The following is an 11,384-nucleotide window of genomic DNA, read 5'->3' as shown; positions in this document are numbered from 1 at the left end:
GGTAAAAATCACGGCGTGATGATCGACACTCTTTCACGCGGAATTGACGCAATTGACAGCCATTTACGTCAGATGAGGACCGTTTGGAACCGGACGGTACTGTTCACCGCCCTCCGCTTTGATGCCGGCTGCGTCAGCGCGCGCCGAGATCCGCCACAGCTCATCAAGGGGACTTGTCGGTGCGGGCGCTAGTGACCGGGCGCGTCGACGCGCAGCCCATGCTGGCTCACGGCCAGCAGCACGCGTGCCATGTCTTCGTAGTCGGGGTCGTCGGCGATCGCCAAGTGCACCCAGGGGCGATGCTGCTGCGGCATCTGCTGCGCCTGCACCAGGTGCCACTGCAACGCGACAGCGTCGAGCGGCTGGCCATTCCAGAACATCGCCCCCGCTGCGTCGATGTGCAGGTGGATCGGCTGGGGTGAGGACGCCGGCCAGGGTGGGCACGAGGTGCGCTGCTGGAGCGCCAGGAGGCCGGTCGCCTGCGCCATCGGCAGCGCGGTGATCACCAGCGCCAGCAACACCAGCAACACATCCACCAGCGGTGCCAGATTGGGGGCGGCCATCAGTGAGGCCGCGTGCTGTGTCCCGTATCGCATGCCACGTTCCCTCGCAGGAAGAGCGGCCTGCCGATGGCAGGCCGCCCGTTGCCGGACTCACCGCACGAAACTCACCGCACGAAGGCAATGCGCTCCATGCCAGTGGCTTCGGCCGCAGCCAATATCCGCGCCATGCCTTCGTACTCGGCCGCCGGATCGGTGGCGATGCGCAGCTCCGGCAGGTTGCCGGCATGCTCGCCGGCCTGCGCCTGCAGGCGCCCCTGCAGATCGCCGATCGCCATCGGCTGGCCATCCCAGCTCAGCTGGTTCGACGCATCCAGTCGCAGCTCGATCGGCGGCGGCGGTTCGGGGCGATCGATCGTGCGATCGGTGGCCTGTGGCAACTGCACGGGAATCGGCCGGGCCACGATCGGCGCGGTTACGATGAAGATGATCAACAGCACCAGCATCACATCCACCAGTGGCGTGACATTGATGTCCGCCAGCGGGCCGCTTCTTCCTGCGCTACTGAACGCCATGTGCCGCTCCCTGCAGCCGGGCGGTTCGCCCAAGGCCGACGTTACGACGCCTGCGCCCGCCTGCGGCAGGGGCCTGTGCGGAGTCATTCAGCTATCGTTGCCCACGCATTGCGTGCACGCAATGCGAAACTGAATTCAGCCACTGCCCGCTATGCTGCATGCCATGACCCGACGCTCTTCGACCGCCCTGTCCCTGCTGCCCTTGGCCACCACGCTGCTGATCGGCTGCGCCAATGCCCAGTCCCTCGATGCCCAGAACGCGCAGTTGAAAGCCGCGATCGCGGCCGCCGAACGCGGCCAGTTCGATCCTGGCCAGGCCGCTGCGCTCAGCCGCCATCCGGCGTATGGCTGGCTGGAGTACGCCAACCTGCGCCGCAACATCGACACCGTCGATACCGCGCAGGCACAGGCCTTCCTCAAGCGCTATGAGGGCCAGGCCGTGGCCAGCACGTTCCGCAGCGTGTGGCTGCCCTCGCTCGCCCGCCGCCAGGACTGGCCGACCCTGCTGGCCAACTGGGCGCCCACCGACAACGCCGGCCTGCGCTGTGCGCAGCTGACCGCGCGCCAGGTGACCGGCAAGGTCGATCCGCAGTGGATCAGCGAAGCACAGGAGCTGTGGCGCAAGAACGGCAAGCCGCTGCCGGACAGCTGCGATGCGGTGTTCACCGTGCTGCAGGCACAAGGCGGCCTGAGCGACGCCCTGCGCTGGGAACGGATCGATGCTGCCGCCGACGCGCAGCAGCCCGCCGTGATGCGCAGCGCGGCCCGCGGCCTGCCTGCCACTGACCTGGCACTGGCCAACACTTACGCCGCCTTCGTCGACAAGCCCAACGCCAGCGCCCTGAACTGGCCCCGCAACGAGCGCAGCCGGCGCATCGCCACCGATGGCCTGGCCAAGCTGGCCAAGGCCGACCCGGCCGCCACCGAACAGCAGCTGCCGCAGTACGCGCAGGCACTGGGGCTGAGTGCCGACCAGCAGGGCCAGGTGCTGTACCAGATCGCGCTGTGGACGGTGGCGTCCTACCTGCCCGATTCGGCACGCCGCCTCAACGCGGTGCCGGAGTCGGCCTATGACGAACGCCTGCACGAGTGGCGCGTGCGCGAAGCGATGTCGCGCGGCGACTGGCCGGCGGCGCTGACCGCCATCCGCAAGATGGGCAGCAAGCAGCGCAGCGATCCGCGCTGGCGCTACTTCGAAGGCCGCATGCTGGAGAAGACCGGCCAGGCCCAGCAGGCGCAGCCGCTGTTCCGCGAGGCCGCGCGTGCATCGACCTTCCACGGCTTCCTCGCCGCCGACAAGCTGCAGCAGGGCTACACGCTGTGCCCGTGGCAGCCCAACGACAGCGCGCAGGCTCAGGCGGTGATCGCGCGCGACCCGGCCATCCAGCGCGCAATGGCGTTGTACCAGATCGATCGCGCTGGCTGGGCCGTGGCCGAATGGAACAGTGCACTGTCGCGCTTCGATGACACCCAGCGTCGCCTCGCCGTGCGCGTGGCGCAGGACAACGGCTGGTTCGACCGCGCCGTGTTCGCGCTCGGCAAGCAGCCGCAGGAGCAGCGCCTGTACGACCTGCGCTTCCCGCTGCACCACGACGCCACCATCCGCCGCGAATCGGCACGCAACGCAATCGACCCGGCCTGGGTGGCGGCGGAGATCCGCGCCGAGAGCACCTTCACCCCGCGTGCGCGCTCGCCTGCCAACGCCATGGGCCTGATGCAGGTGCTGCCAGCCACCGGTGCCGGCGTGGCCAAGTCGATCGGCCTGACCGGCTACGGCGGCGCCGACAGCCTGTACGACCCGGACACCAACATCGCCATCGGCACCGCCTACCTGCGCCAGCTGATGAACAAGTACGACGGCCTGCCCTACGTGACCATCGCCGCGTACAACGCCGGCCCGACCCCGACCGCACGCTGGCAGAGCCAGCGCCCGGGCTTTGATCCGGACCTGTGGATCGAGACCATCAGCTACAAGGAAACCCGCGAGTACGTGGCCCGCGTGCTGGCCTTCAGCGTGATCTACGACTGGCGCCTCAATGGTGATGCGCTGCCGCTGAGCGATCGCCTGATGGGCCGCCTGGTGGACAAGCGCAAGCGCTTCAGCTGCGCCGCCAACGCCGACCAGGGCGGCGATTGATCGCAACACAGTACTGCCGGCCGCTGGCCGGCATTCCCCGGCATCCACTCGCTGGGGAGGGAAACGATGAGCCTGCTGGCCTGGATCGGGCTGGACGCTGTATCGGTAGTGCCGGCCGCTGGCCGGCAGCTTCGGGGTGACTGCGGTTGCCGGCCAGCGGCCGGCACTACCGGTGCGTCTGCGCCGGGCATGCGATGATTCCAGCCATGAAGATCTATCTTGTCGGCGGCGCCGTGCGTGACCGCCTGCTGCAGCGACCTGCCGGCGACCATGACTGGGTGGTGGTCGGCGCCACGCCCGCGCAGATGGAAGCGCAGGGCTTCACCGCCGTCGGCCGCGATTTCCCGGTGTTCCTGCACCCGAAAACAGGTGAGGAATACGCGCTGGCGCGCACCGAGCGCAAATCCGGGCGTGGCTACCGCGGCTTCGTGGTCGACGCCGACCCGGCAGTGACGCTGGAAGAAGACCTGCAGCGCCGCGACTTCACCATCAACGCGATTGCCTGCGACGAAGACACCGGCACGCTGGTCGATCCCTACGGCGGTGTGCGCGATATCGAGCAACGCGTGCTGCGCCATGTCGGCCCCGCGTTCGTGGAAGATCCATTGCGTGTGCTGCGCGCGGCGCGCTTCATGGCGCGCTTCGCACCACTGGGCTTCACCGTCGCCGAAGAGACCATGGCGCTGATGCGCGAGGTCGCCGCCAGCGGCGAGCTGGACGCGCTGGTGCCCGAGCGCGTCTGGCAGGAGCTGCGCAAGGCGCTGGTCAGTGAACGGCCCTCCGCCTTCCTGCGCACGCTGCACGATGCGCAGGCACTGGGCCCGATCCTGCCCGAGCTGGAAGCGCTGTATGGCGTGCCGCAACGTGCTGAGTTCCACCCTGAAGTCGATACCGGCATCCACCAGGAAATGGTCAGCGACATGGCTGCCAGGCTGGCGCCGGGCGATGACCTGGTCGGCTTTGCCGCGCTTACCCATGACCTGGGCAAGGGCCTGACCCCGCCGGAGGAATGGCCGCGCCACATCATGCACGAGCAACGCGGCATCAAGCCGCTGAAGGCCTTGTGCGCACGATTGAAGATTCCCGCCGAACACCAGCAGCTGGCCGAAGCGGTGTGCCGCGAGCACTTGAACGTGCACCGCATCGATGAACTGCGCGATGCCACCGTGCTGGAACTGCTGGGCCGCTGTGATGCGCTGCGCCGGCCGGAACGCGTGACCCGCATCGCACTGTGCTGCGAGGCCGACAAGCGCGGCCGGCTCGGCTTCGAGGACGCCGACTACCCACAGGGCGAAACGCTCAAGCGCCTGCACCAGGCGGCGCTGTCAGTGCAGGCCAGGGATCTGGATACCACGCATCTGAAGGGCCCGGCCATCGGCGAAGCGCTGGCCAAGGCGCGGGTGAAAGCCATCGCCGCCGCCCGCTGATCCGCAACCGCCGTGGCGGCCGCGCACCGACTCCCATGGGTAGTGCCGGCCGCTGGCCGGCACTCCTATATCACTGGCTTCAGTGCGCCATCCCACGGGTAATCGCCGCCGCACGCTGCTTCAGCTGGGCCACGGCATCGGGAATCATCTCCATGCCCACGTCCAGGCCCGGGTTCAGCACCAGGCCGACGCCGTCGCCGATACCGGCCAGCAGCGCGTGCACCGCGATCGGCATGGCATGGGCAAACTGCGGCAGCTGCTCGTGCCACAGGCCGGCGCGCTCGGGCGCGGTGAACACCGCGAACATCGGCTCGCCGCTCTCGCTGGTCAGCACCAGCGGCGAGATGCTCTCGTCCCAGGCGCCATCCTCACCAATGGCCTTGTCCAGCAGCACGAACGCCGTCGAGGTCAGCAGGCCGTCGAGGAACTGCGCTGCGGTCAGCGTGCCGTCCTGGGCCTGCAGCAGGCGCACCTCGAGATCGTTGAGGGGTTCGAACGGGGTGTCGTGGTCCATGGTCGGTTCCGGTACGTGGTTGCAGGGCAGACTTTAACAGGCCCGGTCCTCAACCGATGTATCCGTGCCGCCACATCCAACCGGCCACCGCCAGCACGGCGACCCCCACCAGCATCAACGGCAGGCCGAAGCGGTGCCGCCACGGGATCGGCACCCCGCCAAGCTGCTGGTCCATGGTCTCGGTATCGAGCACCCAGCCGTGCTCGCACCGGGTGCAGGCCAGCTCGTAGCGGCGCTGGTAGGTGAAGCCGAACAGCAGGTCGATGCGCGCCATCTTGTAGCGCAGCTGCGGCGCGAACTCGGTTTCCGTCTGGCAGCGCAGGCAGTGGTGCGCTTCGGTGGGGCCGACGATCAGCACCCGTTCCTGTTGGCCGATCAGGATCATGTCCGGTTGACCTGGCAGGCGGGCTGGGCCAGCAGCCAGGCCTGGGCGGCGGCCACAGTGGCCGCGTCACCCTCGACGCGCTGGTCGGGTTCGATCTTCAGGCCATCGCCACGATCATTGCGGTCCCGCATCACGCTGGTGGTCAGCAGCAGGCGACTGCCATCGGCAAGCGTGTGCACGACATTGCCGGTGGAGACGCCCGCGGTCGGCTGGCCGAAACTCCGCGCCTGCGGGCGGCCACGCCACGCCAGCACCGAGGCCTCGCCCGAACTGCCGGTGCGGGGCCCGAACAGCACCGCCACCGGTGCGCCAGGCTGCCGCACTACATGGCCGGACTGGCCGAAGTCCAGCAGCGGCCTGCCCGCCAGCTGCACCGCAGTCGCCGTCAACGTCCAGCGCTGCGGCCCTTGCGCGGTTTCGAACGCGCCGACGTCCTCATTGTTCACCACCGAGGTGCGCAGCAGCGGTGCCATGCCCAGCAGCATCGGCCACATGGAGCCGCCACCGTTGTCCCGCAGGTCAACGATCCAGCCACAGCGCGCGCCGTCGTCCTTGCTGCGGATGACCTGCTGCCACCGCGCGGCACGCTGGATGTCCTGGCGGAATTTTTCCTGCGGCGTCGCGCCCGGCGAGGAGGCATAGCCCTCGATGACCACCCAGCCGATGCGCGCATCCACCGCATCAGCGGCCTTGGCCCGGTCCACGGCGGCGGCACCGGCCTGCTGCGCACGCGCGAGGGATTCGCGCTGACGCTGGGTCGTGGTCCACGCACCATGGTGGCCGGTGCTGAGCGCAATGGCTTCGCGCAGAACGGCCAGCCGTTGCGCGGGATCCCCCTGCGCCGATTGCAGGCGGATGCGGATGGCGGGCCAGTCCACCCGATCGCGATACAGCGCCTGGCGTTCAAGCAGATTGAGGATCTCGGCCTGGGCCTCCGGCGAGGGCACCTCGACCGCGCCTGGCGTATCGGCCATGGCGACGGTCGCCAGCAACACGAGCATCAGCGCGCCGATGCGACGCACTCCCTTGCGAACCTGCATGCGACGCTTCCTTGTCGTTGAATCAGGACCGCAGCATAACCGGGGCATGATCGCTTGCGCCACGCGCGAACTGTCGTATTTGCCTCCTCCGCAGATTGCAGGCAGACACGCTCACTGCGATCACAACATTACAACTTTGCCCATGTCATCGCGGCGTACAACACGCCAAGGTGGCTTTGCCGGCGCCTCCTGCGCTGGTCGGGATTGGCGTCCTGAATGAAGTTTTTCACGAGCAGGCTTGCAACGTCGTTGCCGGCCCGAACAATGCACCGTCCGTCGTTCTGCGGCGGGCGGTGCGAGGGGATCCCCGGATCCGCCGGCGTCATTCCTCGTGAAGAGCTTCACCGGCACGCCAACCCGCACCGCCCGCCACCTTGCATCCCGCAGGTGGCCTCGCCTCGTGAGGTTGCCGCCATGAACACGCCCCACCCCACCTATCCACGCCTGCAGGCCCTGCTCGGCGGTGCACTGCCCGGCCTGCAGCTGTCCAACGCCGCAGCCGAAGCGTTGGAAGGTGCGCTCGCCGAAGTCAACGAACAAGCGCCGCCATCGGCGTTCTTCACCCGGTTGCGCGGCATCGCTCACAACCACGCAGCCGACGGCCAGGCGTGGCGCGAGCAGCAACTCAGCGAGGCGCGCGGCCGGGACTTGGCCGAGGCAACGCGCTGCCTGGCGGCAGTGTCTGCGTGTGGGGGCATCTTGTTGGCGGCGCAGTCGGCACGCGAGATGGATGATGCGCAGGCGCAGTGTCCGCCGCAGGTGGAGGAAGGGCTGCTACATGCGGTGGTCGTGTTGGCCGATCATGCCGGGGCGTTGGTGGAACCGGATGCATGCGCACCGCTGTTGTAGAGCCGAGCCTATGCTCGGCTGCGCGGAGGTCATGGCGTCGGTGGGATTCGTGCCGACCAAGGTCGGCACCTGCCAGAGCAACGTCATGGCGCCGGTGGGATTCGTGCCGACCAAGGTCGGCACCTACCAGAGCAGCGTCATGGCGCCGGTGGGATTCGTGCCGACCAAGGTCGGCACCTACCAGAGCGGTGTCATGGCGCCGGTGGGATTCGTGCCGACCAAGGTCGGCACCTACCAGAGCGGCGTCATGGCGCCGGTGGGATTCGTGCCGACCAAGGTCGGCACCTACCGGAGCAGTGTCATGGCACCGGTGGGATTCGTGCCGACCAAGGTCGGCACCTACCAGAGCAGTGTCATGGCGCCGGTGGGATTCGTGCCGACCAAGGTCGGCACCTACCAGAGCGGCGTCATGGCGTCGGTGGGATTCGTGCCGACCAAGGTCGGCACCTACCAGAGCAGTGTCATGGCGCCGGTGGGATTCTTGCCGACCAAGGTCGGCACCTACCTGAGCAACGTCATGGCGCCGGTGGGATTCGTGCCGACCAAGGTCGGCACCTACCAGAGCGGCGTCATGGCGCCGGTGGGCTTCGTGCCGACCAAGGTCGGCACCTGCCAGGGCGGCGTCATGGCGTCGGTGGGATTCGCGCCGACCAAGGTCGGCACCTACCAGAGCAGCGTCATGGCGCGGGTGCGATTCGTGCCGACCAAGGTCGGCACCTGCCAGAGCGGGTCAGCCATCTACACCAGGCGCTACCAGTCCGCACGCAGGCCGATGTTGCCTTCGATGACGCGGCGCTTCTCGTTGCGGTCGCCGCCCAGTTCGCGCGTGTAGTCGGCCACGGCATAGGCGCTGATCGTTCGGTTGAAGCGCCCGACCACACCCACGCCGGCTTCCAGCGCGCGTGAGCGCTGCGAATTGACGATCACGTCGTCGTCGAAACGGATGCGGTCTTCACCAGAACGGCCATGCCAGTAATTGAGCTTGAAATACGGTTGCCAGCCGTTGTCGGCCAACTGGTAATCGCCCGCCAGGCGCAGGCCGATGCGGCCGGTCCACGCGTTGTCGTTGTCGAAGCGCACGCTCGATACTTCATCGCGACGGTCATCCAGCGAAGTGCGCTGCCAGATCACCTGCACCTGCGGTTCCAGCCACCATGCGGACTGCCCGAAGTGCAGCAGCGGCTTGCCCGCCTCCACCGACACGCTGGTACCGTCGCCGCTCAGGCCGAAGCCGAGCCCACGCGAGGAACGCACGCGGCCGTCGTAGCGGCTCTGCATCGCCACGGCGTCGATGTAACCCCCACTGCTGTCGGTGAAGGTCCAGTACAGGCCCACGTGCTTGTCATCCAGGCGGTTCTGGCCTATCTGCACGTTCTCCCAGCCCAGTGCCAGACCCGTGGTCTTGCCCTGCGCGCGGGTGCGGCCAACGAATACGCCGATCTGGTTGCGGTGGTTGTCAGACGCCGCAGCCCACACGTCGAGACCGGCCTGCAGGCCCATCACATCGCCATCGAAGCCCGGCTGCGCATCACCCTTCCAGTGGATCTCGCTGCTCTGCCCCACCAACCGGCCCCAGGCGGTGCGGACTGTGCCCTGGTTGTACAGCAGGCGCTGTTCGCCCTGCCGCTCGTGGAAGGTACCGAGGCTGGCCAGCGAGGTCTCGCGCAGCAGCGGTGGCACCACGGCGTAGGCGGCGGTCTCCACGCGGTACAGCGGCACCACCGCGCCTTCGGCCGGGCGTGCACCCGGCGTTGGTGGGGTGCCGGTACCGGGCAACGCACCGCCGGCCACCGGCACGTCCGGCACCGCCGGGTCGCTGGGCGGCGCCACCGGCGCCGGTTCCGGTGGCGGCGGTGGCGGCGCGGCCTCGCCGGCGGTCAGGTTCGGATCGGTAGCGCCTTCAGGCGGCGGCGGCGGTGCCGGGGTGATCGCCGGCGGCGGTGCGACCGGCGGCGTCAGGGGCGGTGGCGTGGCAGTGCCGCCGCCGTTGGGTGCCGGCGTTGGTCCGGTCACCAGCGTCGATCGCAGGTACCAGTTCTCGCTGGTGCCGGCGCTGACACCACCCTTGAACAGGAAGTACTCGTAGGCACCGGCTGCAACCGGTGCGAACAGCGAGAACGCGCCCGGCGCAGTGCGGCCACCATTCAAGGCCTGCACCACCAGGATGCCATCGGCCAGCGTGGCGGCGCCGCTGCCGCCGGCATTGAGCACGCCGATGCCGGTGGTACCGGTGGCGGTTCCGCCATCGATCACCAGGCGGTCGCTGCTGGAATTGTCCGCACCCAGCACGGTACGCAGGTACAGGCCACCGCCGTCACCACGGTAGTTGCCACGCACGGTGAACACGTCGCCTGCGCCGGTGCCGGTCAGGTCGATGCGCCCGGCATTGACCATCTCCACCAGTGCACCACTGTTGAACGGACGGACTGCATGGCCGCCACTGCCCGCGTAGACGGTGCTGGTGTCGTCCACGGTGAGCGTGCCGGTGCCGGTTCCGCTGTCGCCCAGCACCAGGTCGCCATCAAAGGTCAGCTCGGTGCTGTTAGCCAGGCTGATCGCCTCCCAGTTCTGGAAGCGGCCCACGCCGGCAGTCTTGACGTTGTGAAAGTTGAGCTGGTCGATGCCACCGCCACCGTCGAACAGCGGCACCGCCCCCAGGTTGCCCTGGTTGAGGTTGCCGAGGTCGGCGACGTCGCTGTCCGGCCCCATGTCGATCGCGCCGTAGACGATGCCGCCGCCATTCCAGTTGAAGGTGTCGTTGCCGGTACTGAGCAGTACCTGCCCGCGCACGGTGCCGTCGGTGATGGTCACGCTGTCGTTGCCGCCGCTGACGCTGATGTTGCCGCCGATATAGGCCGTACCCGAGATGATGATGGTGTCGGTGTCGAAGCCGGTCACCACGTTGCCGTCCACGGTGCCGCCGGACTGGTCCCACAGGTTCTTGTCCAGCTTCATGTTGACCCGGCCGATGCGGCCAGCGGTCATCCACGCCTGGTCACCATCCTCGAACGCACCGATGATGCGGCCACCGCTCATGCGGAAGGTATCGATGTTGTCGCCCTGCTGCAGCGCGCCGACCGTGCCGCCACTCATGACGAAATCATCGCGGCCACTGCCCTGCGCCACCACGCCGGTGACGGTGCCGCCGGTGACGGTCATCTGGTCATCGCCACTGCCCTGGTCGACGCTGTCGATCGTACCGTTGTCCAGCAGCAGCGCATCATTGCCATCGCCCTGCAGCACACTGCCGCTGATGCTGCCAGCCTGCATGTCCAGGCGATCATTGCCGGCACCGAACTGCACGCCGGTGCGCCCGCTGATCGTTCCGCGGTTGACCAGCACGCTGTCGCCCGCGCCGACGAACTGCAGGGCGGTGTTGTTGCCGGTGCTGATGCTGCCCGAGTTCTCGACGCGGCTGCCGCCACCGAGCTGCACCGCCACGCCGCCCACCGAACTGATCGTGCCCAGGTTGGACAACAGGTGCCCACCGGCCCCGACAAGCGAAATCGCGCTGCTGCCACCGCTTTGCTGCAGCTGCGCCGTGCTGGCGACAGTGACGGTGATGCCGGCGGCGCCATTGGCGGTGACGGGAACGGTCTGCGGGTTCGGCGCATTGGCATCGCAGGTGACCGTCTGTCCGGCGACGGGGGCGACGCTGTCACAGCCGGCCCAGGCGGCGCTGGCGGTCAACAGCATGACGGAGGGAACAGCCAAAGCCTGCAGTACGGAAACAGTGAGGCGGCGCATACGCACTGCGCGCGGGACGGCACGGGACATACAGCACTCCTGGACAGGGGATCAGGAACTGCGGATATGCGGTACTGCGAGCGAAGTCTGCGCCATGGTGAACCGTTTCGACAGGTGAATTTGCGTGCCGATCATCACAGTTCAGATGCGAACTTGATCGGGCATCACCTGACCTCTACGTGCCTGAAATCGTTCACCTTTGCGGAGTCA

The 11,384-nt window shown here is 68.1% G+C and carries 10 protein-coding genes; 4 read left to right on the top strand and 6 right to left on the bottom strand.

Going from position 1 to position 11,384, the window contains the following annotated elements; all coding sequences use genetic code 11:
- Positions 1–188 precede the first annotated feature (188 nt).
- Entirely contained in the window at positions 189–563 is a 375-nt protein-coding gene (locus VG556_RS17180) for a biopolymer transporter ExbD (RefSeq protein WP_100450608.1), read from the bottom strand.
- Positions 564–667: 104 nt separating this feature from the next.
- Positions 668–1,075, bottom strand: coding sequence for an ExbD/TolR family protein (locus tag VG556_RS17175; protein ID WP_014648410.1), 408 nt, complete (start codon positions 1,073–1,075; stop codon positions 668–670).
- Positions 1,076–1,226: 151 nt separating this feature from the next.
- Here VG556_RS17175 and VG556_RS17170 point away from each other — a divergent pair, with 151 nt between their 5' ends.
- Both VG556_RS17170 and VG556_RS17165 read left to right on the top strand, forming a co-directional pair.
- The gene (locus VG556_RS17170; protein WP_100450609.1) at positions 1,227–3,212 is read left to right on the top strand and encodes a transglycosylase SLT domain-containing protein; all 1,986 of its coding nucleotides are present in this window, start codon (positions 1,227–1,229) and stop codon (positions 3,210–3,212) included.
- Positions 3,213–3,418: 206 nt separating this feature from the next.
- Positions 3,419–4,639: a multifunctional CCA addition/repair protein gene (locus tag VG556_RS17165; RefSeq protein WP_111144297.1), complete on the top strand. Its 1,221-nt coding sequence runs from the start codon at positions 3,419–3,421 to the stop codon at positions 4,637–4,639.
- A gap of 79 nt (positions 4,640–4,718) precedes the next feature.
- Here the strand turns inward: VG556_RS17165 and VG556_RS17160 are convergent, their stop codons facing one another.
- The 3 genes from VG556_RS17160 to VG556_RS17150 are packed head-to-tail and all read right to left on the bottom strand — an operon-like array spanning position 4,719 to position 6,578.
- Complete coding sequence (locus VG556_RS17160; protein ID WP_005419309.1) at positions 4,719–5,153, bottom strand: SseB family protein; 435 nt, start codon at positions 5,151–5,153, stop codon at positions 4,719–4,721.
- Between the two features lie 49 nt (positions 5,154–5,202).
- Positions 5,203–5,538 carry a hypothetical protein gene (locus tag VG556_RS17155; RefSeq protein ID WP_100450611.1) on the bottom strand — a complete coding sequence of 112 codons (336 nt, stop codon included), beginning with the start codon at positions 5,536–5,538 and terminating at the stop codon, positions 5,203–5,205.
- Positions 5,535–6,578 carry a S41 family peptidase gene (locus VG556_RS17150; RefSeq protein WP_049403911.1) on the bottom strand — a complete coding sequence of 348 codons (1,044 nt, stop codon included), beginning with the start codon at positions 6,576–6,578 and terminating at the stop codon, positions 5,535–5,537. Before VG556_RS17150 ends, VG556_RS17155 begins: the two co-directional genes overlap by 4 nt.
- A gap of 414 nt (positions 6,579–6,992) precedes the next feature.
- On the opposite strand from VG556_RS17150, the gene VG556_RS17145 reads away from it, so the two are divergent.
- Complete coding sequence (locus VG556_RS17145) at positions 6,993–7,427, top strand: hypothetical protein (protein ID WP_100450612.1); 435 nt, start codon at positions 6,993–6,995, stop codon at positions 7,425–7,427.
- A gap of 31 nt (positions 7,428–7,458) precedes the next feature.
- Positions 7,459–8,259, top strand: coding sequence for a hypothetical protein (locus tag VG556_RS17140; protein ID WP_146257730.1), 801 nt, complete (start codon positions 7,459–7,461; stop codon positions 8,257–8,259).
- Here VG556_RS17140 and VG556_RS17135 read toward each other — a convergent pair.
- The gene (locus VG556_RS17135; protein WP_100450614.1) at positions 8,178–11,204 is read right to left on the bottom strand and encodes an autotransporter outer membrane beta-barrel domain-containing protein; all 3,027 of its coding nucleotides are present in this window, start codon (positions 11,202–11,204) and stop codon (positions 8,178–8,180) included. The genes VG556_RS17140 and VG556_RS17135 overlap by 82 nt on opposite strands.
- Positions 11,205–11,384 lie beyond the last annotated feature (180 nt).

Source organism: Stenotrophomonas sp. CASM106 (genome assembly GCF_049384825.1).
Taxonomy (GTDB): domain Bacteria; phylum Pseudomonadota; class Gammaproteobacteria; order Xanthomonadales; family Xanthomonadaceae; genus Stenotrophomonas; species Stenotrophomonas muris.
This window is presented reverse-complemented; position numbering and strand designations above follow the sequence as displayed.